At 39.4% G+C, this 25,758-nt stretch carries 22 protein-coding genes; 6 read left to right on the top strand and 16 right to left on the bottom strand.

Features of this window, described 5'->3' with window-relative positions; translation table 11 throughout:
• Positions 1 to 201: 201 nt before the first annotated feature.
• From ISX59_RS13130 to ISX59_RS13120, 3 genes are all read left to right on the top strand, one after another.
• Entirely contained in the window at positions 202 to 2,289 is a 2,088-nt protein-coding gene (locus ISX59_RS13130) for a prolyl oligopeptidase family protein (protein ID WP_032539543.1), read from the top strand.
• Positions 2,290 to 2,436: 147 nt separating this feature from the next.
• Positions 2,437 to 3,774: an NADP-specific glutamate dehydrogenase gene (gene gdhA, locus ISX59_RS13125; protein ID WP_005781098.1), complete on the top strand. Its 1,338-nt coding sequence runs from the start codon at positions 2,437 to 2,439 to the stop codon at positions 3,772 to 3,774.
• A gap of 142 nt (positions 3,775 to 3,916) precedes the next feature.
• A complete protein-coding gene (locus tag ISX59_RS13120) occupies positions 3,917 to 5,080 on the top strand; it encodes a Xaa-Pro peptidase family protein (RefSeq protein ID WP_032539544.1) in 1,164 nt (387 codons plus the stop codon).
• An 83-nt stretch (positions 5,081 to 5,163) separates the two neighbouring features.
• Here ISX59_RS13120 and ISX59_RS13115 read toward each other — a convergent pair whose 3' ends face one another.
• From ISX59_RS13115 to ISX59_RS13105, 3 genes are all read right to left on the bottom strand, one after another.
• Positions 5,164 to 7,929, bottom strand: coding sequence for a caspase family protein (locus ISX59_RS13115; RefSeq protein ID WP_032539545.1), 2,766 nt, complete (start codon positions 7,927 to 7,929; stop codon positions 5,164 to 5,166).
• Positions 7,930 to 7,932: 3 nt separating this feature from the next.
• Entirely contained in the window at positions 7,933 to 10,035 is a 2,103-nt protein-coding gene (locus ISX59_RS13110; protein WP_032539546.1) for a WD40 repeat domain-containing protein, read from the bottom strand.
• 264 nt (positions 10,036 to 10,299) lie between these two features.
• Entirely contained in the window at positions 10,300 to 11,745 is a 1,446-nt protein-coding gene (locus ISX59_RS13105) for a CCA tRNA nucleotidyltransferase (RefSeq protein ID WP_005808160.1), read from the bottom strand.
• A gap of 154 nt (positions 11,746 to 11,899) precedes the next feature.
• On the opposite strand from ISX59_RS13105, the gene ISX59_RS13100 reads away from it, so the two are divergent.
• The 3 genes from ISX59_RS13100 (at position 11,900) to ISX59_RS13090 (ending at position 14,678) form a co-directional block, all read left to right on the top strand.
• Entirely contained in the window at positions 11,900 to 12,742 is an 843-nt protein-coding gene (locus ISX59_RS13100) for a hypothetical protein (RefSeq protein WP_005808162.1), read from the top strand.
• Positions 12,743 to 12,891: 149 nt separating this feature from the next.
• Entirely contained in the window at positions 12,892 to 13,719 is an 828-nt protein-coding gene (locus ISX59_RS13095; protein ID WP_005808164.1) for an AAA family ATPase, read from the top strand.
• An 8-nt stretch (positions 13,720 to 13,727) separates the two neighbouring features.
• On the top strand, positions 13,728 to 14,678 hold the full coding sequence (locus ISX59_RS13090; RefSeq protein WP_032535456.1) for a DUF4435 domain-containing protein: 951 nt from the start codon (positions 13,728 to 13,730) through the stop codon (positions 14,676 to 14,678).
• Between the two features lie 134 nt (positions 14,679 to 14,812).
• On the opposite strand, the gene ISX59_RS13085 is transcribed toward ISX59_RS13090, so the two are convergent.
• The 13 genes from ISX59_RS13085 to ISX59_RS13030 all read right to left on the bottom strand — a co-directional run.
• Positions 14,813 to 15,253: a cold-shock protein gene (locus tag ISX59_RS13085; RefSeq protein ID WP_005808167.1), complete on the bottom strand. Its 441-nt coding sequence runs from the start codon at positions 15,251 to 15,253 to the stop codon at positions 14,813 to 14,815.
• Between the two features lie 480 nt (positions 15,254 to 15,733).
• The gene (locus tag ISX59_RS13080) at positions 15,734 to 16,603 is read right to left on the bottom strand and encodes a nucleotidyl transferase AbiEii/AbiGii toxin family protein (RefSeq protein WP_005821574.1); all 870 of its coding nucleotides are present in this window, start codon (positions 16,601 to 16,603) and stop codon (positions 15,734 to 15,736) included.
• Positions 16,594 to 17,163: a hypothetical protein gene (locus ISX59_RS13075; RefSeq protein WP_005781128.1), complete on the bottom strand. Its 570-nt coding sequence runs from the start codon at positions 17,161 to 17,163 to the stop codon at positions 16,594 to 16,596. The genes ISX59_RS13080 and ISX59_RS13075 overlap by 10 nt, the downstream gene beginning before the upstream one ends.
• 81 nt (positions 17,164 to 17,244) lie before the next feature.
• On the bottom strand, positions 17,245 to 17,364 hold the full coding sequence (locus tag ISX59_RS21445; RefSeq protein WP_350338497.1) for a DUF6804 family protein: 120 nt from the start codon (positions 17,362 to 17,364) through the stop codon (positions 17,245 to 17,247).
• Positions 17,365 to 17,475: 111 nt separating this feature from the next.
• Positions 17,476 to 18,192: a CpsB/CapC family capsule biosynthesis tyrosine phosphatase gene (locus ISX59_RS13070; RefSeq protein ID WP_220575967.1), complete on the bottom strand. Its 717-nt coding sequence runs from the start codon at positions 18,190 to 18,192 to the stop codon at positions 17,476 to 17,478.
• The gene (gene rfbC, locus ISX59_RS13065) at positions 18,189 to 18,731 is read right to left on the bottom strand and encodes a dTDP-4-dehydrorhamnose 3,5-epimerase (protein WP_005808170.1); all 543 of its coding nucleotides are present in this window, start codon (positions 18,729 to 18,731) and stop codon (positions 18,189 to 18,191) included. The genes ISX59_RS13070 and rfbC overlap by 4 nt, the downstream gene beginning before the upstream one ends.
• Complete coding sequence (gene rfbA, locus ISX59_RS13060; RefSeq protein ID WP_005808173.1) at positions 18,728 to 19,615, bottom strand: glucose-1-phosphate thymidylyltransferase RfbA; 888 nt, start codon at positions 19,613 to 19,615, stop codon at positions 18,728 to 18,730. The genes rfbC and rfbA overlap by 4 nt, the downstream gene beginning before the upstream one ends.
• Positions 19,616 to 19,621: 6 nt before the next feature.
• Positions 19,622 to 20,452, bottom strand: a complete 831-nt coding sequence (locus ISX59_RS13055; RefSeq protein WP_005808175.1) for a glycosyltransferase family 2 protein — start codon at positions 20,450 to 20,452, stop codon at positions 19,622 to 19,624.
• A 52-nt stretch (positions 20,453 to 20,504) separates the two neighbouring features.
• Positions 20,505 to 21,602: a glycosyltransferase gene (locus ISX59_RS13050; RefSeq protein ID WP_005821578.1), complete on the bottom strand. Its 1,098-nt coding sequence runs from the start codon at positions 21,600 to 21,602 to the stop codon at positions 20,505 to 20,507.
• A 3-nt stretch (positions 21,603 to 21,605) separates the two neighbouring features.
• Complete coding sequence (locus ISX59_RS13045) at positions 21,606 to 22,820, bottom strand: hypothetical protein (RefSeq protein ID WP_005808180.1); 1,215 nt, start codon at positions 22,818 to 22,820, stop codon at positions 21,606 to 21,608.
• Positions 22,817 to 23,842, bottom strand: a complete 1,026-nt coding sequence (locus ISX59_RS13040) for a glycosyltransferase family 4 protein (RefSeq protein ID WP_220575966.1) — start codon at positions 23,840 to 23,842, stop codon at positions 22,817 to 22,819. Before ISX59_RS13040 ends, ISX59_RS13045 begins: the two co-directional genes overlap by 4 nt.
• Positions 23,839 to 24,987: a non-hydrolyzing UDP-N-acetylglucosamine 2-epimerase gene (wecB, locus tag ISX59_RS13035; protein ID WP_005821579.1), complete on the bottom strand. Its 1,149-nt coding sequence runs from the start codon at positions 24,985 to 24,987 to the stop codon at positions 23,839 to 23,841. The genes ISX59_RS13040 and wecB overlap by 4 nt, the downstream gene beginning before the upstream one ends.
• Before the next feature lie 31 nt (positions 24,988 to 25,018).
• Positions 25,019 to 25,758 (bottom strand): hypothetical protein (locus tag ISX59_RS13030; RefSeq protein ID WP_220575965.1); only part of this gene is annotated, 740 nt, incomplete at its 5' end.

Here is a 25,758-nt window from a genome sequence, read left to right as displayed (position 1 = left end):
TTATTGGGAAAAGCAAGAAAAAGCAATTCACTTTATTGCCAACTTCCAATATAGGCACAGATTATCTTCCCATTTACGATTTGAAAACAAACCGAAACATCAAAGTCGAGAAATCCGAAAACAGAAAATGACCGAATTATTTGTTTTGTAATAAACACTCTGTATATTTGTGAATTTACTAACCGTAACCAATTGAAAAACATGAAAGCAATATCCTTATTAATTATAATAGGTATAGCAGCCACCTCATGCATACGCCCCCGAAAACCGGTTTACCCTGCAACAAAAAAGGTAGACAGCATAGACATATATTTCGACACAAAAATTCCCGATCCGTATCGTTGGTTAGAGAATGACACTTCCGACGCAACTGCCGCATGGATAGAAGCACAAAACAAAGTCACTGCCAAGTACCTGGAAGCCATCCCTTTCCATCGGAAATTATTAAAACGAATAACCACCCTGTCTGACTATGAAAGAATTGGATTACCGGTCAAGAAAGGAAATAAGTACTATTTCACTAAAAACAATGGGTTACAAAATCAAAACGTGATGTATATACAAGACTCTTTGAGCAATAATCCACGCATTTTTTTAAACCCTAACCGATGGTCTGACGACGGTACTGTATCACTCAGTAGAATATCATTCTCCAAGAACGGTAAATATGCCGCCTGTGGCATCTCACGCAACGGTTCCGATTGGCAAGATCTATATATCATGGACACCACAACCGGGAAATTTCTGGACGATCACATTCAATGGGTAAAGTTTCAGGAAGTGGCTTGGGATGAAAAAGGCTTTTATTATAGTGCTTATGACGCTCCACCAAAAGATAAAGAGTTGTCAAGCGTAAACGGAAACTCCATGATTTATTATCATAAACTAAAGACACCACAGGCAAAAGACAAACCGATCTATCAAAACCCATATTATCCGGAGTGCAATCATTCCGGGCAAACAAGTGATGACGGACGTTTTCTTTTCATAAACAACGGCCTTTTAATGAAAGATCTCACCCAAACAGACGCACCTCTGGTACAACTGGCCAATGCGGGCTATCGATATAGCCCAATAGGCATCATTGATAATAAAATTTATATTTTTACCAACTACAAAGCTCCGAAAAGACGTATCATGGTGGCTGATATCAACAGTCCCACGTTGAAAAACTGGAAAGAACTGATTCCAGAATCCGATGCCGTATTATCCAAAGCAGAAATAATTGGTGGAAAATTGTTTCTCACCTATAATAAAGATGTTTCAGACCGGGCCTATGTCTACAATTTAAATGGGAAACAACTACAAGAGATCAAGCTTCCTTCACTGGGTACCGTCTTCTTTTGCGGAGAAAAAGAGGATAAAAAATGTTTTTTCCTCTTCACTTCTTTCACCACCCCGAACACAATTTACCAATATGACATTGATAAAAATGAGTATACACTATATTATGCTCCGAAAATAAAGTTTAATGCAAATGACTTTGTGACGGAGCAAATATTCTTCACCAGTAAAGACAGTGTGCAAATCCCAATGTTTCTGACTTATAAGAAAGGATTAAAGAAAGATGGAAACAATCCTGTACTTCTTTATGGTTATGGTGGCTTTGGCCTCACCCTCACTCCTTCCTTCGCCATCGAACGTATCCCGTTCCTCGAGAACGGAGGTATCTATATACAGGTCAATTTACGAGGCGGTAACGAATATGGTGATTCATGGCACAAGGCGGGAGTCAAAATGCAAAAACAGAATGTTTTCGACGACTTTATCAGTGCCGCCGAATATCTCATTAAAGAAAAATACACTAATCCGAACAAAATAGCCATTACCGGTGCATCGAACGGAGGATTACTCGTGGGTGCCTGCATGACACAACGGCCTGAGCTATTCCGCGTAGCCGTATCTCAGGTGGGTGTGATGGATATGCTCCGTTATCATAAATTCACCATAGGCGCATCATGGAGCACAGACTATGGCACAAGTAGCGACAGTAAAGAAATGTTTGATTACTTATTGAGCTATTCTCCGCTGCACAATCTGAAGTCGGGCACAAGATATCCTGCAACATTAATCACCACAGCCGATCACGACGATCGTGTTGTCCCTGCACACTCGTTCAAGTTTGCCGCAACTTTACAAGCAGAAAATGATGGGACCAATCCTACTCTCATACGTATCGATCACAAGGCCGGACACGGCTTCAACAAAGCCACAACAAAGTTATTAAAAGAGCAAGCAGACGTTTATGCATTTATCATGTATAATCTGGGAATGAAAATGAAAAACTGACATCTATTTCCCAATGCTCTTTCTATCATTTTATCATTATTTAATCAAAATATTCCATACAATCAAATAACATTAGAAAAGTTTTCCTATATTTGCGATACGATAAAGTGACATTTTATCAGAATCAACCTATTAAAACATACTATTATGAACATCGAAAAAATCATGTCCTCTTTAGAGGCTAAACATCCCGGCGAATCAGAATATCTTCAAGCTGTAAAAGAAGTGCTTCTCTCTATCGAAGATATATACAATCAGCACCCTGAGTTTGAAAAAGCCAAAATCATCGAAAGACTGGTAGAGCCGGACCGTATCTTTACGTTCCGCGTGACATGGGTAGATGATAAAGGTGAAGTACAAACCAACCTGGGATATCGTGTTCAGTTCAACAACGCTATCGGCCCGTATAAAGGCGGTATCCGTTTCCACGCTTCTGTCAACCTGTCTATCCTGAAATTCCTCGGATTTGAACAGACCTTTAAGAATGCCTTGACTACTCTGCCGATGGGTGGTGGTAAGGGCGGCTCCGACTTCTCTCCACGTGGCAAGAGTGATGCTGAAATCATGCGTTTCTGCCAGGCATTTATGCTTGAGTTGTGGCGCCATCTGGGCCCGGATATGGACGTACCGGCCGGTGACATCGGTGTAGGAGGACGTGAAGTAGGCTACATGTTCGGTATGTATAAGAAACTAACCCGTGAATTTACAGGAACCTTCACCGGAAAAGGACTTGAGTTTGGCGGTTCACTGATCCGTCCGGAAGCTACCGGATTCGGAGGTTTGTACTTCGTCAACCAAATGTTGCAGACCAAAGGTATCGATATAAAAGGCAAGACTGTAGCTATCTCCGGATTCGGAAATGTTGCTTGGGGAGCTGCTACCAAAGCTACCGAGTTGGGAGCAAAGGTTGTTACAATCTCCGGCCCGGATGGTTACATCTATGATCCGAACGGCATCAGTGGGGAAAAGATCGATTATATGCTTGAACTCCGTGCTTCGGGCAACGATATCGTAGCTCCGTATGCTGACGAATTCCCGGGATCTACTTTCGTAGCCGGTAAACGTCCTTGGGAAGTGAAAGCCGATATAGCCCTTCCTTGTGCCACTCAAAACGAATTAAACGGCGAAGATGCCAAAAATCTTATTAATAACAATGTTCTTTGTGTCGGAGAGATCTCCAACATGGGTTGTACACCCGAAGCCATCGATCTTTTCATCGAACACAAAACGATGTATGCACCGGGTAAAGCAGTCAATGCAGGTGGTGTAGCAACGTCCGGGCTGGAGATGTCACAAAATGCCATGCACTTGAGCTGGAGTGCAGCAGAAGTAGACGAGAAACTCCATACCATCATGCATGGTATCCATGCACAGTGTGTGAAGTATGGTACAGAACCTGACGGATATATCAATTATGTGAAAGGTGCCAACATTGCAGGCTTCATGAAAGTGGCTCATGCCATGATGGGACAAGGAATCATCTAAAAGCTTTGTTTAGTTGTATTTGTGAATTGCGTTACTCATTTCCTGAGACAGGATGTGGGTAACGCTACTTTTTTCTGAAAAGGTTTCATTTTCAACTAAAATAGCCTAACTTTGCATTTCGAAACCAAATAATTGTTACGAAATGTTACAACCCGAATTAAAGATGCGCCGCGATAAGATTCGCGTGCTGATGGCTCAACAAAACATTGATGCCGCTCTCATCACTTGTAATGTAAACTTGCTCTATACGTATGGCCGTGTTGTCAGCGGATACCTCTACTTACCTCTCCACTCACCGGCCTTGTTATTCATCAAACGCCCCAACAATATTACCGGCGAACACGTCTTCCCTATCCGAAAACCGGAACAGATTCTTGATCTGATTAAAGAAAGCGGATTGCCTGCCCCTCAGAAACTGATGCTGGAAGGCGATGAACTGTCATATACAGAGTACAATCGCCTTGCCGCTGTTTTCCCAGAGTCGGAAATTGTAAACGGAACTCCGTTAATCCGCGAAGCGCGTAGCATCAAGACTCCTGTAGAAGTGGAATTATTCCGCCGTTCGGGTGTAGCTCACGCCAAAGCTTACGAACAGATTCCTTCTGTTTACCGTCCGGGAATGACCGATCTGGAATTTTCAATCGAAATAGAAAGGTTGATGCGTCTGCAAGGTAACCTGGGAATCTTTCGTGTGTTCGGTCAGAGCATGGAAATCTTTATGGGCAGTGTACTGACCGGAGACAACGCCGCTTTCCCTTCTCCATACGATTTCGCCTTAGGAGGTGAAGGACTGGATCCAGCTCTCCCGGGAGGACTCAACAGAAGCCTGCTAAAAGAAGGTCAAAGTGTCATGGTAGACCTCGGAGGAAACTTTAACGGATATATGGGCGATATGAGCCGCGTATTCTCCATTGGTAAGTTGAGTGATGAAGCGTATACAGCCCATCAGGTCTGTCTCGACATACAGGGCGCCGTATCATCTATGGCTCAGCCCGGAGTTGTATGCGAGGATTTATATAATACAGCCATCGATATAGTGACCAAAGCCGGTTTTGCCGACAAGTTCATGGGTATCGGCCAGCAAGCAAAATTCATAGGTCATGGTATCGGTCTGGAAATTAATGAAGCTCCGGTGCTTGCCCCCCGTATGAAACAAGAACTGGAACCGGGAATGGTCTTCGCTCTCGAACCTAAGATTGTAATTCCGGGTGTAGGTCCCGTAGGTATCGAAAACTCGTGGACAGTAACACAAGAGGGTGTAGAGAAACTTACTATCTGTAACGAAGAGATTATTGAGTTGCAATAAAAACAAATCCCAATAGATACCAAAAAGACGACTGTTGTGCTTTCCACACCACAGCCGTCTTTTTCATATCACTATTAACTTTACTAAGGAATTTCTGTTACCGGAGTCTCCAACTTAATGTTTTCCCATCCCACCCATGTAGGAGAAACCATACATTGCGGCTCCTGAATTTTATCGATCAAGGCAGTAGCACGTTTCACTGCAACACTGGTTCTTTCGAACAGCTCTTTCATGGAAAGGTTACCTTTAGCGTCACGGATCGTCTTTATCAGGAAATACGTATAATATCCCTGCTTCTTTTCATGGTAAACACTTGAAGTCTGATCGCCACTGCTGGACGAAAAACTCAATGTGTTTCCTTGCGGCAATCCCACTTTCGGAACAACACGCACGCCCTTCTGTGCCAATAGCGGAGCAGCACTCTTATAACCACCGCTAAAGCAAGCATCGAGGAATACATAAGCCCCCTTCACCGGATAAGTAGCCAATTTTTTATACAGTCCGGACAATGAAATACCCAGACGGATATTCTTACCTGTAATATCCACCGGAAGTAAATAAGGCTCCTTAGTAGCCTCGTCATTATTTCCATGACCGGAATAATAGAATATCAGTTCGGCTTGCGGATCGGTGCTTGCCATGTTCACCAACCAGTCAAGTTGTTCGTGCATCATACCGGCAGTAGCATTCGGCACCACCTTGATCTGCCCGTCGGGTACCCCAAAGGTACGTACGCAATATTCACGGAACAGCACAGCATCGTTTACGGCATAAGGCACATTAATTTCAGCATTGGCACCGGTCATACTATAATCCTCATTACCGATAATCAAAGCATAACGGTGGCGGTTCACAGCTCCCACAGGGACATCCTCCATCAACTCACTCTTGAAACTCAGCGAAAAGTCTTTCACATTCACCTTCCGTGCAGCCACATTTCCACTCAGATTGATAGAAGCGGCAGAAGACAGGTAATCTCCCACTTTCACTTTATAAGCCTCGTTCAGGAAAGTTGAACGGGTAGACTCCGTTACCGCCAGCATTACGGCCACGGAATCTTCATCAAAACGCTTGTTCACCAGGAAGCCGTAATCGAGCACAGCCACATCCCCCGGAGCAATACTATCAATTGTCATTTCCGGAGAATCGGTAGTAAATATGTTCTTCGGCAATGTGAAATTCACCTTCACCTTACGCGCAGTCTGTGTTCCAAAGTTTTGCAAGGCAACCGTCAGCTTTCCGTTTTTACCCAAAGTAATAGATGTACCCTCAGACGCAAAGAACTGATGGTCGGCAATGCGCAAACGAGGCATTGCATATTCCTGAGTATTCACAATCAGCTCCGAAGGATCGGCATCAAATCCATTCGCTTCGAATGCATAAATGTTGATCTTAGCCAAGCTCGTGGGCAACTCTTTCTTTGCAAGATAACGGAATGTATACTGTTTGGACTTCCCGGCCGGAATATTGCCTCCGTCCAACTCACGCGGACCGTCGAAATACTGATCATATCCCTGCTGCTCAGCCAAACGGATACGTATATTATACGCATCTCCTTTACCTTGGTTCTCAATGGTAAACTGCAAAGCGAAACTCTCTCCGGCATCAATTACCTTATTATTATTGGCATCCGTAAACTGATCCATCTTGATTACCAACATGGCCGGTTCCACAGGTACCGGAACAGACTCCTGTTCCTGAGCTATATTTTCAGTCTTCTTCAACGCCTCTTTGTAAGCAGCCAGCCGGGAGGGAAAAGCGGTATAAGAAGCCCCGTCCTGAACTATCTTAGAAAGCACTTCATATTCCGGTTTCATATCCATATACTGATATACGCCTGCCAGTCCCTGCATATACAATTTGGAAGAAGGATCTTTCTGCAATATCTTCAGGAAAAGATCTTTAGCATCCATCAGATAGCCCGATGCGCGCTGACGTACCAATGCATATTCAGTATCATTGGCAATGGTAGCCCCATTGTTTACGATCTCCGTAGCACAATTGAAGTTGGCGCGTGCCACACCGGTCATCAATTCAAAACTCTCGGGATGAAGTGCATACAAGCGTTTGTAGATATCCAGTGCCTCCACATTCTTTCCCTGCCGTTCCAGAATGCGCGCCTTGATAGGCAATACCTTATCATTATTCGGATCCACAGCCAGAATGCGGTCAATCGCACCAATCAACTTTTCCATATTATTGGTGGCGATATGTACATTCACCAGATTATACAAGAAATCGAGTGACACCGGATATTTGGCAATAGCCTGTTCCAGCACGCGTTCCTGATCCGCATATTTCTTCTGCTTCTGATAAATCATGTTCATATAAACATAACAGTCCTTCTGCTGAGCTTCCGTACCGGTATTAAGATACTCCTGAAAATACCTCAGCGCCTGTTCGTTCTTCTCCAGATTAAAGGCCGATACCGCTGCATAGTAAACCACCGAAGCATAACGGTTATCTTTCGGCAACAATTCACTGCGGAACAACTGCATCTGCGGCATATCGATATATGCAGCGGCAAAATCCAATGCTTTAGCCGGCTGTTTCTGTTCCGAATAATATACCGCCCCATTCAGCAGATAAGGATACAATGCCTTTAGCCTATTCTTTGCTCCCCCTATATACTGACCGTTATTCGGTGCCTCCACAACCTTCATGAAATTCGCGTAACTGTCCAGCAGATAGTCATACATAGCCGTTACATTCGTTCCTTTATCGCGCTCGCTTTCAAAAAGCACATACTGTTGGTTGGCACGCTTAGAAGCGGAGGACGCATCCTGCGCCCCCACTTTACCGGCCATAACAACAGTGAGAATGATTGTCAGTAAAAAAAATCTTTTCATCGTTTATTGTTGAAATGCATCCATAATTACAAACTCTACATTGATCTTGCGGAATTCTCCACCACGTTCTTTAGCTACTTCCACATGATATTCGTAGTCGTTCTTCGTATTACCTAATGTTGTCACATTCTTTTCGATATAACTCTTCACACCGGCAGCACGCATCAGTGCCAGCTGTTCGTTCTGTGTGATTCCGGCAGCCTTGGTCACCGTGATATTGTCGAGATTGCCATCTTTGTAATATGGCTCGTCCACAAACTCTCCGTACCGTCCGTCATAAGCCAGGCGTCCACGAATCGGAGCCGCATCGGCCGAACCGGTAATAATCACTTTCACCTGCTTACCCTCTGATAAATATTTGGAGAAATCGCCTTCAAAAGCATTCTTGATAATCTTCATCAAAGACATGGCGGCATTTGAGCGTTCAATGTTATAACCACCGGACGGGAAGTCTTCCTTAGCAGAAAACTCTTTATTGATCACCTCATACTGATAACCCACTTTATAATTGAGAATTTTTTTGCCGTTAGCATCCACACCCGGAATAACCTCTGTCTTCACATTGATCTGTGTGTTATCGGTAATCAGTTTATCCTGCTTTTTCTCTTCGATCACCTGTTCCTTTATTTCGGCCAATTGTGCTTCCTCACGGGTAGCCTGCTGCATGATTTCCAGAGGGACAAAGTTTTCATCCGCTTCCAAAGCAGTCAACTTCGTCCGTCCGATATTGTCATAGATATAAACCTTGTTGGTCGTTTCGTTGGTAACTTCCACATAGGCCAGTTCAAATTCATCTTTATCATTCAGCACATATACGGCATTCGAGAATTTCATTTTACCTTCCTCAAAGTCCCCTGCCTCGTTAGCCGGAACTTCCAGTCCGATAGACGGCAACCCCTTAAAACCGATATTCAACATATTATTAGCAGCATCATATCCATCCACAAAAGGATTATCCATTGAGATACGGTCACCCGCCAATGCCGTAGCAACTTCCTGAGCAAACAACTGCTGCTGTTTAACACGGGTTTCATCGTTCACACGGATAGCATAATCCTCCATCGATTCTCCCTGCATCATCTTCACCCATTCATTCATCTTGGCGTCTACTTCCTTACCCATAATCTTTCCATAAAATGGGTTCAGCCCGTTCGCATCCCAGAAGACCATTTGCTTCGTACGATTGGTTAGCATGAATACCTCGCTATTCTGATTGTTCTTAAAGAAGCGTCCACCGGTAACACCGCCTATAGGATCTACAATCTCCTGCTCTATGACACCATTCTTCAAGTTGATGATCTCGATATTCTTCCCATCTTTTACCACACTGATGTATTTTCCTTCGGGATGGAATGACGGAGAACTAAGCGTTCCCCCCAACTTATCGAAGATGTCCACCTTATCCCAGTTTTTCGTATCGATAATGGTCAGGTGATTATCCTCCGTGGTTACTGCCAGCAACGAAGCATCCGGAGAGAAAGTCAGTTCTTTGACAACTGCCGACATAGGAATCGCTTTTCTCAACTCCTTTGTCTGGAAGTTCCAGATATTAATCGTCTGTCCTGCCCCTGCTGCAATAAAATAATTGTTCGAACTCATAGCCAGTGCAGTAGCCGGAGCATCTCCCTGGATATAAGCCAATGGCATATATTCTTTCGTATCATAAATAACGATTTCCCCTAACGAGTTACCTACAACGAAACTACGGGCATCGGTAGCATAACACATGGATACCGGCAGCGGTTTGGCTTTCAATTTTTTACGTTTCTCTTTCAATTCGAAAAGCTTCTTATTCCTGTCACGAAAAGAGTAAATGCTTACCGGATTCTTCGCTCTCAACACGGCGATAGAACTTCCCGTCGGATTAAATACGATACGCTCAATTTTGCGTAAATCATTAATCGCGATATCGCGCATGGTATACAACGATCCGTCAGACAAATAAGCAGTACAAAAAGTCGTGTTATCAAACGCATTAATCTTTTTCTGAGAATCAAACCCCCTTTTCTCTACAACTTGTGCCATTGCTTGTCCGCAGAACATCGCGGTGACAAAACAAAAAGCAATCCCTCTGTAAGTGTAAAATCCACATTTCATCCTATTCATACCTTAAAATGATTTAGTTTATGTTTAATAGTGTTTTGCAAAATAAGCATTAATTCTGCAATCTATCACAAACAGAAACTCCTTTTTTTTCATTTCCCGTAAAGTTTAGTTGTTAATACATAGAAATGAAAAAAGAATAGACAGAAAGACTGTAGAAAAAGAGCAGGTTTGTAACGGTTTTCCGTTACAAACCTGCTCTATAGCATACATTCCCTTTCCTTACGTGATTAGTCGGAAATCGAAAAAGACAAAAACTTATTGCATTTATTCATCCACGTTTCGTACGGGATTCAATCCCATTTTCTTAGCTTTTTGAAGCATAAATGAATAAGCAGCCTCGTATTCATTGGGAATCACTCCGTCCAAAATAGCATCTTTTATAGCACTTTTTAACGACCCCACTTCCTTGCAGGGTCCCAGATTAAACACCTCCATAATCTCTTCCCCACTCACAGGCGGCTGAAAGTTACGGACACGGTCTTTCTCTTCCAAATCTTTCAACTTCCGGCGAACCAGCTGGAAATTATTTAGAAAGCGCTGTTTACGTTCCGTATTCTTTGAAGTAATATCCGCCTCACAAAGTGTCATCAGGTCGTCTATGTCATCTCCGGCTTCAAAAAGCAGACGACGCACGGCCGAATCCGTCACCACATCATCCGCTATCACGATGGGGCGCATATGCAGGCTCACCATCTTTTGCACATACTTCATTTTCTCGTTCATCGGCAACTTCATCCTCCTGAAGATATTCGGAATCATCTTTTCGCCTATGAAATTATGATTATGAAAAGTCCATCCCGCCTTCGGTTCCCAGCGTTTAGTCACCGGTTTGGCGATATCATGTAACAAGGCAGCCCAACGTAACCAAAGATTATCTGTCACCTTGCTGATATTGTCGAGCACTTCCAGCGTATGATAAAAATTATCCTTATGGGCACGCCCGTTCCGGGTCTCCACCCCTTGTAAAGCCACTAATTCCGGAAAAATCAACGCCAACAACCCACTTCTGTCCAAATCGATAAAACCTTTGGAAGGGATAGGTGAAAGCATTATTTTATTCAGCTCGTCCGCAATGCGCTCACGTGAAATAATCTCAATCCGTTCCCGGTTACGGCAAAGAGACTCAAATGTATCGTCATCGATGTAAAAATTCAGTTGGGTAGCAAAACGGATACAGCGCATCATGCGCAAGGGGTCGTCACTGAACGTTATGTCCGGATCGAGAGGAGTACGAATGACCTTTTCCTTCAAATCATTCATGCCTCCGAACGGATCGACCAGTTCCCCAAACCGCTCCTTATTCAGGCAGACAGCCAGAGCATTGATCGTAAAATCCCGGCGGTTCTGATCGTCTTCCAACGTTCCATCCTCCACAATCGGCTTGCGTGAATCCCGCTGATACGATTCCTTCCGTGCTCCTACGAATTCCACCTCCGTTCCGTGATATTTCACTTGTGCCGTGCCGAAATTCTTAAAAACAGAAACATGCGCACCCCGTCCCAGACGTTTACCCAACGCCTCGGCCATAGCAATGCCACTCCCCACCACAACAACATCTATATCTTTAGAGGGACGCTGCAGAAAAATGTCGCGGACATATCCGCCCACCACATAACATTCCAATCCCAACATATCGGCCGTCTCCGAGATCTGTCCGAAAATGGGTTCACTGAAATGCTGCTTCAATTCCTCCTGAGTCAACTCTATCATCTTCATTTTTCTTTTTTACAGTGATTGAAGGTGGTAGTCCGTTACTAACACCTTACAGTTAATTAGGCCGCAAAGGTACAACTTTTCGCTCTTCACTTTCCACTCTTCAGTCTAAATTTGTATTTTTGCCCTTTCTTAAGTAAAGAACAACAAAATGAAAAAACTGATTGTCCTGGCATGTACATTGTCACTGCTGACTGCTTGTGGTGACAACATCGAGAAGAAAGCGGGTGAAAAGCTTGCAGCTGCCCGCGCAGCTTTTGAACGCAACGACTACAACGAAGCCAAGTTGCAGATCGACAGTATTAAAATTCTGTATCCAAAGGCATTCGATACCCGTAAAGAAGGTATCAAACTGATGCAACAGGTAGAACTGAAAGAACAGCAAGAAAGCCTTATATATCTGGATAGCATGCTACAAGTCAAACAGCAAGAGTTCGAAGCTATCAAGAATAAATATACTTTTGAGAAAAACGAAGAATATCAAAAAATCGGTAACTACTTTTGGCCTACCCAAACCGTAGAGAAAAACCTGCATCGTTCTTTCCTCCGCTTCCAGGTGAACGAACAGGGAGTAATGACACTGACATCCATCTATTGCGGCCCAAGCAATATCCACCACGTAGCAGTCAAAGTGATAGCACCAGACGGAAGTTTTGCCGAAACCCCAGCCTCCAACGACAGCTACGAGACTACCGATCTGGGAGAAAAAATCGAAAAAGCCGACTACAAAATGGGAGAAGACGGCAACGTCCTCAGTTTCCTCTACATGAACCGCGATAAGAAAAATATCCGTGTCGAGTATCTCGGCGAACGGAAATTCTCCATTACCATGACTCCTTCCGACCGTGAAGCACTCGTCGGTACTTACGAGTTGGCCAAATTACTTTCATCCATACGTCAGATTCAGCAAGAGAAAGAAGAAGCCAACCTGAAAATCGAATTTGTGAAAAGAAAAATGGAACAGAAAGCCCAAGAAGAGGCTGCGGAAAAATAAATTTTCCTTTTTTCATAAGTCGCTCAGTGGGGCGACTTATGAAAAAAAGTTTCTACTGAACAAATATTAAAAGAGATTGGTTATCTTTGCAATGACAGCCTTTATTAAAATCAAGCTGATAAACAGTAAGTAATTATAAAACAGAAGCAATGAAGATTTCGCAGATACAAATTAAAAAGATGTGGGGAAAACAGGACATCGAATGGAATCACGTAGATCCCAAAGTCAATATCCTCGTCGGTCCCAATGGAAGTGGCAAATCTACCTTTCTCCGATTTATCTACTTGCTACTTACAAGTGATATCAAAGAGCTCAATAAGCTTAAAACAGATATCTTTATTCGGTTTGATGCAGGAGGTAGCATATTATATCATGCAGACAAAAAAGATTTTAGCATAGAATTTCAAAAAGACTGGCTTTTAGACATCGAATACATCAATACATTCGACATACCGACAGCTAAGAAAAGTACTCAATCTTCTCTTATGCAAGAATTGGATATGACTATTTATCCGCTAAATAAAAACGTTTTCAATTTCATCGACTATCGTTCAAAAATCCTTAACTACCCTGAACAGTCAGAAGAGATACAAGAACGAATCTCGATGTTATTTAAAATAATCAATAGTTTTTTTGCAAGTACCCAAAAACAGATCAGTATCAATTCAAAAAACAAAATGGTTTTCACGTTTTTAAACCAAGAAGAGGAAATAGAACCGGAACAGCTATCCTCAGGAGAAAAACAATTGTTACTCATATTACTCAAGGTATTTTTAAAGGAAGACAAACCGTTCATTCTGTTAATGGACGAACCGGAACTATCCCTTCACATCGAATGGCAAAGACGATTAATTGAAGCTATACAAATTCTAAATAAAAATTGCCAGATCATTCTTTCAACTCATTCACCGAGTATCTTTGCCGATGGATGGGGAGATAAATTAGTATTTATGGAGGATATCGTCAAACCGATATAAAAAGAGAAATGACACCAAGCAAAAAAGCTTATTATGCAACTGTAGCACAAAACTACAAAGCCTCACTGTTGTTGAATGGATGTAAAGCTGTCATCCATCTGGAAGATAAAAACGATATTATATTTTGGAATAAAATATTTAAAGAGGCATGTCCTCAATACAATTTTTATTTTATTCCCTACAGCCGCTCCCAATCTGGAAATAAAGCTACGGGAAGTTCCACTTGTCTTATTTTCAAAGATTTCCTCGACAGTAAGATGGCGATTGCCATAGACAGTGATTTACACTATTTAATGCAAGAACCAGATATAGATGCCAAGCATTACATACTACAGACTTATACTTATTCTTTCGAAAATCATCTTTGTTTCACAGATCGTTTAGCTGCGTTACCTATATTGACCTGCGGATTTACAAATAGCATTTTTGACTTTAATAAGTTTTTGTTGGCATACTCAAAAGAGATTTATCCGTTATTTCTTCTTTTCTTATATGATCACAGACAAAAGGAAAGGAAATTACCCAATACTGACTTTTTCAAATTACTATCATTCCCCTACAGCAACAATAGAATAGATGACAATGGAGACTATATTATTACCACTCTTCATAAAAGAGTTACTCCCCAAATATCCTATTTAAAAAGTATTTATCCCAATTATGATGAAGCAGTAGAGAAAGCCAAATACAAACGCCTGGGACTTACAGAAGAAAATACCTACTTATATATTCGTGGACATAATCTATACGATTTGATTACAAAATTAGGAGAAGAAATATGCAATATATTGAAAAGAAACGAAAAAAAACGTCTGTCAGAAGCGGGCGAATATGACAAAATAGCAACTATTTATCAAAGAAAAGATACATTTAAAAAGAAGCTCCTAAATGCCGATCTTTATTTCACCTATCCTGAGATAAAAAGATGTGTTCAAGATATTCGATCAATATGGCCTTAAATATACAAAAGCTGAAATAAAAACGAAAAGTAACAATCACTTACCAATATGGCCCCAATAATTGAGTTATCAATTATTGGGGCCATATCCATTATTATTATCCGTGATAATTACTTATTTCGGAAGCCACTTTGCTATTCAGTCACTATTGATATTCGTACAGCGTTCATTCCACGCATACCGCGCTCTATTTCAAATGTCACTCTATCACCTTCAGCAATTGTTGCTGGGGCAGAAGAGATATGGAAGAAATACTTTTCGCCATTATCCGTATCTTTCACAAAACCATAGCCTTTCGCAGCATTAAAATACTCGATACGCCCCATGTGAGGAGCCACTTCCACATTCTCTTGTTTAGGTACAGAAACCTCGATATGAGATGCATCTACTTCTTCCTCAATCCGTTCCTGCGGCACTGAATGCAAAACACCGAATTGGTCTACATAAGCAATCATATCCTCAAAAGAACTTGGACCGCTGCTTTGGCGTTCCTCTTTACGTTGTTGCTTCTCCTTACGTTTCTGCTCCTTTAGCTTCTCCCGGTCACGTTTACTTGTTGTTATTTTTTTTACCATTCAATAATTTTATGTCTGAATCAATACTGCCTGTTCTTTTACATGTTGATTGCCGGATAGGCAGTTTTATGTCACACACACCAATAAACAAACGATTTCATCATTATATCCAGATCATACGCTACGCCGAATGCCAGCAGCACATAGGCGCGATGCTTTTATCCTGAACAAAGCAGCAAATAATGATGTCGATTGGGGAATGCCATAAGCCGCAGAATAAAGCGGAAAACAATCACGCACAAAGAAGATTTCAGTATAAACCCAATGTTAGTAACGGCAAATATACACATATTATTCGGTTATTCCTAATTCTCCGGTCCCAATCGTGATGGGACCGGAATTGCCAGATAGCGCAATCACTTAACGGCACTATCCAAATCGACCTTCTCTATCAGTTCCTGATCCTGCCAATAAGATATTACTTTTAGATGTTGCAGCCTTCCTACTATTATGGCAGGGTGAGTACAGAACTTCTCAATATTATTTCAAATTTTCCCAATAAGGTTTTAGTTTGACTTGGAGGTAATCCATTACTTCAAAAAAAGTAAGTTGAGTTGGAATCTTAAGTTTCTTCATGAATGCATTCCACCTTATGTTCAAATTCGAGTTCTTTGCAAAGGCAAGACTAAATGCAACGTGATTTTCCATGTAGTTAGTTTGGCGATTCTTGAATGTTGCCTTTATAGCTTCATCTAATATTTCCGCATTATATTTTCCTCCTTGCAAGATCGTATAGAGATCATAAAAATCTTTCATTCGACTATTTGTTTCTGCTCTTGAAATCATAGTCTGAAATTTCTCTGCCACAACTGTCTCCAAAGAATAAGCCATGATGTCAGTATTGGGGAATCCGTCAAGTAAGTTCGGATAATCCAATTCAGATGGACTGGGAGTTATCACATCTCCAAATCCTATATCCATAGAAACATACTGGCGAATCGTATCAAGAGAGGCTGTCAACGTCAATCTTACACCCGGATATTTCTTCTCAATTGCAATCTCATCAGTACGCAGTGTATCAATGTAAAATATTACACCATCTTGTTCGTAAGAGATGGAGCAAATTTCTGCAAATATCTTTTTTATATTTTCTTTGTTATTGTCGATGTGATACCCCATGAAGTCAATATCCAATGTTGGCCTCGCCAAAAAACGCTCATGAGCATATAGCAATGCTCCACCTTTCAAAAAGAAATGGTCATAAAAACGGCTGATTGATAAACGATAGAGCAAACGCTCTTGGAGGTATCGGGTTACAAGCATTTGATAGCTTTGTCCATTTCTCCGTGAAATATTCAACAACCTAGCTTTCACTGAGTCCCCATAGTTATATATTTCTTTTATAGCCATGCCTCAAGATAATGATTAAGTGTATTACGTATTCTTAGTTTAGAGGCATAATCCATCAATAGAGATATATTCTTATCGGGACGTTTCAGATAGGCTTGAAGGACTTCTGCCATCACATCAATTCCCACTTTATTTCGATACTTGACCACATCACAAACCGAACGTTCCACATCAAAGATCGGCACATCGTATCCTTGTATTTCTTTCCGAGTAGCACCGATAGATAGTAATTTGTCAGATTGATATATCAGTTGAAATTCGGGATATTCAGGCAGAACTACTTTTCGACTACGCTTAATGGCCACATAGTAAGCATTCGGAATCTGAGTAGTGAGATTATAAACCGACCATGCCGACCAAAGACAGAGAATGCCATTAGGAACAATCAGGCGAATATCCACCATTGTACCTGCCAATGCGTCAATATGAGCGTATACGCCATTTTTTAAGCGCATAGCCTCTCCTTTGCGAACTGAGGCCTGCAATTGCTGTTCCTGCCAGTCAGTCAAACCTTGTGTAGAGACAAAGCCATTTTTTTTAAGTTGGTCTTCAATGCACATATTCCCTATAACTATTCCTTGCAAATATACTGCAAATATTCAAATATGCAGTATACTTTTAAGGGAAAAATACAGAAGTTATCACAATCTTTTATTTTTATACGGATATACAATCAGAATTATCAAACTAACCGCCATTAAAACATCAATAATATTCCAAAGTAGTCGTCCTAAAGTAACTTTCATAAATGCTTGGAACATTACATATCAGTAATATTGACTTCTCAACAGATTCAAAGATATTATATAAAAACAGCCGGAATCACCTGTTACGGTAATCCCGGCTGCCGCCTAAAACACGAATAACCGCCGTTACCCGTTTCCCGTAACAGACCACAACAGTCTGCTGCTTCTTTCTATCTCCTGCAATTTCATCGCCAAATCGTCATCCTCCTCCATCGAAAACGATTCACTGTATCGCATCACCTTTGTATCCTCCCTGCCCGAACAGAGATATGTATACCACTCCTTTTTCAACAACATACGGCTGTAATTCAACGCTCCGTCACCATTGTAACCGAACAAGGAATATAGATTCAGCATCAGCCTGCATCCCGATTCCCGCAAGTGCAGATAGTCTTCCGTTCCCCAATAAAGTGAACGTTCCGGTTGCATCAGAACAGGGATATAACCCGACAGGCAGATGGCATGAATCATCTCACTGAGTCCTTCCGGCTGTTTTAAAGGAGACACATCTACCAGTAACTCCTTCCCCCCTCCTATCGCCAACAAATCTCCCTTCTCCAACAAAGCCGGAAATCCTTCATCCAAACGATATCTTGCCGACAAACGCAAAGAGATATTACCGGAGTATTGCTGCTGTAAATATTGAAAGGCTTCTTTCAGAAAAGAAGAAGCATTCCCTTCATTTTCCACCTTTACCGGAGGTACACAGTAGATCTGCCTGACACCTTGCTGTTCAAGATAAACCAACAATTCCAACGCCTTATCCCCAGGTAAAGCCCATGCATCCGTATTAAGTAGTAAATAAGGCTGAAAATCGGTATGTACCAAAGAAGAGAGAATCATAAATTTAAATCTTTCAACCGAGGATGCCTGCTGTCCTTCTCCGAGAGAATCACACGATCTGCCGGAATACGCCAGTCAATACCCAAATCCGGATCATCCCAGGCAATGGCACCCTCACTATGCGGAGCATAAAAATTATCACACTTATACTGAAAAACAACTGCCTCACTCAATACACTGAATCCATGTGCCAACCCACGGGGAATGAAAAATTGACGATGATTATCCTCCGTCAACTCTACTGCCACATGTTGTCCAAATGTAGGAGATCCTTTACGGATATCAACAGCTACATCCAATACCGCTCCTTTCACTACACGCACCAATTTACTCTGAGCAAAAGGGGCCTGTTGAAAATGTAAACCACGAAGTACACCATAACTCGATTTACTTTCATTATCCTGGACAAACGTAGTCTTGCATACTTTTTCCTCAAACTCCCTCTGATTAAAAGATTCAAAGAAATATCCCCGGTCATCTTTAAAAATACGGGGCTCAAGGATAACAACCCCATCGATAGCAGTCTTTATTACATTCATTTCAAACCAAGTTCCTGTATCACTTTCAACAAATACTGTCCATACTGGTTCTTCAGCATCGGCTTTGCCAATTCACGCATCTTATCGGCACTGATCCAACCTTGCCTCAAAGCAATTCCTTCCAAACAAGCTACTTTCAATCCCTGACGCTTTTCTATCACTTCAATAAAAGTAGATGCTTCACTTAAAGAATCATGCGTACCGGTATCCAACCAGGCAAAACCACGACCTAACAACTGAACTTTCAGTTCCTGATCTTTGAGAAATTCCTGATTCACTGTCGTTATCTCCAATTCTCCGCGTGCTGAGGGCTCTATTTTTTTTGCTACTTCCACCACCTTATTCGGATAGAAATAAAGCCCTACCACTGCATAATTAGACTTCGGTTCTTCAGGCTTCTCTTCCAGACTCAAGACATTTCCTTCTTTGTCAAATTCAGCCACTCCATAACGTTCCGGATCACTTACCCAATAACCGAACACCGTTGCCTTCTGTTCCACTTCTGCCATGCGTACAGCTTCATTCAGCATACGGGTAAAACTCTGCCCATAGAAGATATTATCTCCAAGCACCAAACAAACCGAATCACTCCCAATGAATTCCTCACCGATAATGAATGCCTGAGCCAAACCATCCGGAGAAGGTTGTTCCGCATACTCTAAACGTATTCCGTAATCAGAACCATCTCCCAGTAAACGTCGGAAAGCAGGAAGATCATCCGGAGTAGATATAATCAAGATTTCACGGATACCGGCAAGCATCAACACCGAAACCGGATAATAAATCATCGGTTTATCAAAAATAGGAAGAAGCTGTTTACTAACTCCTTTGGTGATGGGGTACAGACGAGTACCAGAACCACCGGCTAAAACAATGCCTTTCATAATATATTATTTATTTTCCAGATAATTCAAACATTTTTTATTGATATCCTTCCTATAAGAATCAAAAAACCATCCCCATTTATTGAAATATTTAAAAACAGAAAATATATGAAATCTCAAAAGCTTCCAGCTTTTATAAGACCCTTTATCATATCCGTGCATAACTATTATATTAGGATTAAATATTGTGTCAGAAATAGTCCCTATCCTACGTGATAAATCCAAATCTTCTGCATACATAAAAAAACGCTCGTCAAATCCACCTATTTTTCTTAAAACATCAACTCTCATAAACATAAAGCAACCAGACAAAGAAGGCACCCACATTATTTTATCATAGCCAGAAAAGATTAATTCATATTTATAATTTCTATTTCTATTATATTTTTTCAATGGAAGAAAGCGACGTCCGAACAAATCCCATGGAGTTGGTAACAATTTACATAAATATTGAATATCTCCATTAGGGTATACAACTTTAGGCATAACCAAGCCACAATTATGATTTTCACCCATATACATAGCCAATGACTTAAAAATACCTTTTGAAAATGATATATCCGGATTTATCACTACATGATAATCGACTTTTTCTTCAATAGCTTTTTTTATTCCAATGTTATGTGCTGCACCATATCCTAAATTGGTACCATTAAAAAGATAAACTATTTTGTCTGAAATTACACTAATAGAAGTTCCGAGTTCATCGGATGGAGAATTATCTATTACATATAATTTATGTATTATCTCACCACAAATTAATCGGCAGATATTTTCAACATCTACCTTCTCATTTTTATACAACACTAAACTGGCTGTTATTCGGACATTAAGCATAATCTATATTAGAACTAAAAAGATCAATCTAAATAAAAGGAATACATCAAAATCATTTTAATAGAAGAAGCATAAGATCGTAGTAACTTACGACGTAGGGAGAAGCTACCTTTTTATAAGGGACAGTAGAAAACTTTATATAATTATCATTTATTGCATCAATCATCAATTCCGCTAACATTTGAGGGCTATTAACATCAAAAAAAGCAGTACATAAACTACCCTCAGATGTTTCATGTGCATACTCAAGATCCGCAATTATCATAGGTTTTCGATACTCTTTAAATTCTGATATAGGAAGTCCCCAAGTCTCCAGTTTACTAGGAAACAGTAATACATCAGTTTTTAAATACATATCATGCATCTGTTCCATCCTTAAAAGTCCTACAAACTCAATATTAAGTACAGATTTATACTTTTCTAAAATATGATTGGAATAGCTATTCTCTGTACCATCAATAGTTAGTACCACTCTAAAATTTTTTATATTCAATTTATTCAAAATGATAACAGCTTCACATATAACCTCAAAATTTTTAAAAGGACGGGCCAATGCAGGAAAGAAGAAAGTAAAAGGAAGTGTACTAACACTATTCCTTTCTTTTGAATCTATTTCTTCATGGTAAGGTCTAGCTACAATAATTTTTTTCTGATCAACCTTAAACATCTCACCAAAAGCTTTACGTAACCAGTCTTGTTGAACAATCAAATAATTATTTTGATGAATGTTAATTCGATACGCCCATTTATAAAACATTGCAAAGAAGACGTATTTTTTTGACAAAAAAACATCTTTCACTTTCCATCTAAAAAAAGGGGATGGATTATGCATATAGACAGCTCTTCGCCGAGCTTTTACATTAGGCGACATGTCATGTAAAGAAAGCCACAAATAGACATCAAATTGATTTGATATTTTTTTGAAATAAAAATATTCATAATAAATACGGTATAGCCATCTTTTTTTTGCTTTTGGCAACTCTATATACTCTATATTCGGATAAAGAATTTTATCCTTATTATTAACAAGTGCAATAACCCTATAAATATTACTTAACTCGGACATACTAAGAGCCTGCAAGAAGCTCTTTAAAATACTCAAGGTTCCTCCCTCTGTCAAATTAACAGCAGAGATAATTATAGTGTTCATTTTTTATTTTTTTGAAGAATAGATAAAAGAACCAGAATAGTAATAAAGAAAAGCCCAAAAAATAAATCCATATCTAACATAATGTCCTCCACGTATTAGCAGTGTTAGTATCAGAAAGAAGACGGAAATATTTATTATATTATTCAAATTATAATTTCTATATATCACCCATAAACATAATATTAGACCTAATACGCCAAATTCCGAATACAAACGATTTAACAAAGAATAGCCATCTTGAGCATTAAGACCATAAAAAATATAATCTGATTTATATTCTCGATAGTAATTTAATTCATGTGTCCCCAATCCGGTACCCATTATTCTATTAGGAGCATTTAATGCGACCCACACATTAACCATAGTAGCATAAGAACTCATATTCAACGTTTCAAATACATCTGGATCCATAGCAATAAAACCTTCATAAGTGTCTTGAAGCTTCATTACTATTGCACTAAAAGCAGTTTCTTCACCCGATTGTTCCAGTCTTTTAAAATTCCCTCCCAATAAAAACAATAGCAATAAAATAATAAAAATGGAATAACAGGCGTATTTGTTTCGTAAATAAACGTATTTATAAAATAAAAGGATACCGACAACAACAAATGTGATCGTACTAAAAGTCAGAAAGATAGCTAATATCACAATAAGCTTTCTTTTATTCAGAGGAAATAATCCTGTAAATAAATAATAGGCGAAAGCCGGAGTTAATATTGTACTCAAATAACTTGGTTCATCAATAATTGAGGACACCCTCAATATGCCTGGAAGTACTTCAACCGATGCCCGTCCATAAACCCAGCAAAATATATCGATTCCACAAATATAATAAACAGCAAATTGGATAATACCCAAATATGCAACAACATGTGCAATACAAAGATATTTAGCAAATAATGCAGGAATATCCCCACGAAAATATCTAAAAATCACCGCATAACACATTACAAAATAAGTCAATAAAAAAAACTGTTGAATAAACTTATCATACGCATAATTAGACAGTGTAATGCATGAAAAAGAATATATACCAAGTATTAATAAAAAAAACAAAATATTTCTACTAAAATTCAACTTCTTCTGAAGTTGATTTATAACAAGTAGAGCCAAGAATAGAATGACCATTTCATAGTATCTTTCCATGAAAATACCACATACTATTAACCATCCTGCACATTCTTTTAAATTGAGCTTATTTTTTCTATACAATGTCATTTATGGCAAATAGCTTTATACATTTCTACATACATATTAGCTATATTATCCCAAGAGTAATTTGATATCATTTGTTTAGTATCAACAGGTTTATCAATCATTTCAGTAATTCCGGCTTTTATTTCCTGCACATTTCTCCAATCCACATAATAAGCCTTATCTTCAAAATATAGATTAGTACCACCATTTCGAGTAATAACAATAGGTACATTATAAAAAGCAGCCTCCATTGCTGCAATACCGGGAGTCTCTAGTGTTGAAGGTAGTGCAAAAACAGAACACGATTTGTATGCACTAAACAATAGCTTCCGATTATAAATTGGCCCAAGAAAATAGCACTCCTTATATCCAATATTAAGAATCTCTTCATAGTACTTCTTATCCCAAATTTTGCCAACTACAACGACTGGCATATCTAACTCTTTACAAGCCTGAACCAATAATTTCTGATTCTTTCTGCGTTCCACTCTTGCTACATTTAAAACAAATTTCCGATTCTTCAAAAAAGGATATTCAGTTTCAAATAAGTCTTTGGAAACATCTGTCATCTCATATAAGTCAAGCCCATTAGGAACAACTTTAACAAAGTCATTTTTCGTTACATTTGATATAAATTTAGCTTCGTCAATCGTATTAGGAAATAATGCAGAAGCTTTATCCCACAATTGGACCCTCCGCGAAATGCTCAATAAACTTTTTAATTTTTTAGGAAATATCCTAGTCAGGTTATATGCCAGCACTTCAAGTCTAAAGTTTTTAGGATATATAATTGTAGAAACAACATAAGGAATCTCCTTTTCTGCTAAAGTTATGGCAACAGGAGTATATTCAAAACTAGACTTAAAAAAATGAATTAAATCAAACTTTGATAAATCAGTTGTTTCATGTGTTATATATTCAACAGATACCAAACCTGTTTTTTGTAAAGCGGCAATTGTATTTTCAACTTGTGCTTCAGCACCTCCACGCTGCAAATTTCCAAACTGATCACAAATAACTCCTAATCTAATTACTTCATTCATGACATAAAAGTGTTTATAATTCTAAAACATGCATTTCCGTCACCATAAGGATTCACAGCTTTACTCATGCTATTATAGTACTCTTGATCATCAAGAAGTTTAGATACTTCTTTTATGATTTTATCATAATCAGTTCCAACAAGTTTTACCGTGCCGGCTTTCAGAGCTTCGGGTCTTTCTGTCGTTTCACGCATAACTAAAACAGGTTTACCAAAGCCAGGTGCCTCTTCTTGTATACCTCCACTATCAGTCAAAACAATGGTGGCTTTTTCCATCAAGAAAACAAAAGATAAATATTCCAAAGGCTCAATAAAAAAAACATTAGGGAGCTTTTCTCCTGCAAAAATATCATGAATGGGTTTTCTCACATTAGGATTCAAATGCATTGGATAAACAAAATCAATATCCAGATACATCTGTGCCAATTGTTTAATAGCTCGGCATATGTTAACAAAACCAGCACCAAAGTTTTCACGCCTATGTCCGGTTATCAAAACCAATTTTCGTCCTATGGAAGTGCGTAAAGGATCATATCCTTTTATTTTCAATAAATCAATAAGGTTTGATTCTATTTTTATATCAGACTTGATTCTATTGGTAACAATATGGAGAGCATCAATTACCGTATTACCTGTCACAAATATTTTATCTTCATTTATTCCTTCCAATATCAAATTCTGCTTACTAAGCTCTGTCGGAGCAAAATGATAGGCTGCAACCCGTCCTGTTATCTGCCTATTCAATTCTTCAGGCCAAGGATTATATATATCAAAAGTACGGAGCCCTGCCTCTACATGTGCTACAGCAATTCTTTTATAATATGCAGCCAAAGAAACAACCATCGAAGTCGTAGTGTCCCCATGTACAAACACAATCTCTGGACCTACTTCATCTAAGACTTCGCGCATGCCCATCAGAACACGAGCTGTCACATCATATAGATCTTGTCCAGCTTGCATAATGTTCAAATCATAATCTGGAGTTATATCAAAAATCTTAAGAACTTGATCTAGCATTTCACGATGCTGCCCAGTCACACAAACAATTGTTTCAAACTCACATAAATGTTTCTGAAACTCCTTGACCAAAGGAGCCATCTTTATAGCTTCTGGCCGAGTGCCAAAAACAAGTAAAATTTTTCTCATAATAATATTTCCAAAAAATAAAAGAAGTACTTTATAAATTCCACCTCCATCGGAGAAAAGATTGAAAAAATTTATTTTTTACATATTTCTTCATTAAAAAAATTTTTAATCCAGCATTTTTTTCTTTAGAAATTATATCCCTAAATCCATCCAGATTCTGATTATATTTTAAATAGCATCCCAACACTCCTGCATAATATTCACCCTTTATGCGATTCGCTCCTTTCTTCATTCCCAAATAAGAAAAGAAAAAAGAACGGACATGATAAATACTTTCTAAAAAAGAGCTATTAGATTCGAATGTTTTAAAATGACTGGCGGAAACAGCTAATTCCCGATATACAGCAGTTACATCATCCTGATACTTTATCTTGCATTTTGAACTAATAAATATCCATAAAGGATAATCTCCCATCTTCCATTTATTTTTCATTATTTCCACATCATTGACATACTCTAAGTATAGGTTATGCCTAAAAACTGTAGTTAAAGTAGGAATTTCAGTTTTAGAAAATAACAAATCATAGGTGGATCTTTTTTTATTTCCCCAAGAATATTGCAAGAATATTTCCCTATCTTGACTATATATTTTAGCATTAGAATATATCATACCATATTCTATATGACTTTCTAAGAAATCTACTTGTTTTTGCAACTTTAACGGATCTATCCAATAATCATCTCCTTCACACATTGCTATATATTTCCCCCTTGCCCGAGGCAGATTGTATACAATGTTTATATCCAATCCTTTGGAATACTGATTTTCAA

Origin of the sequence: Bacteroides sp. FSHCM14E1 (assembly GCF_019633785.1) — a bacterium.
Lineage (GTDB): Bacteria > Bacteroidota > Bacteroidia > Bacteroidales > Bacteroidaceae > Bacteroides > Bacteroides hominis.
This window is presented reverse-complemented; position numbering and strand designations above follow the sequence as displayed.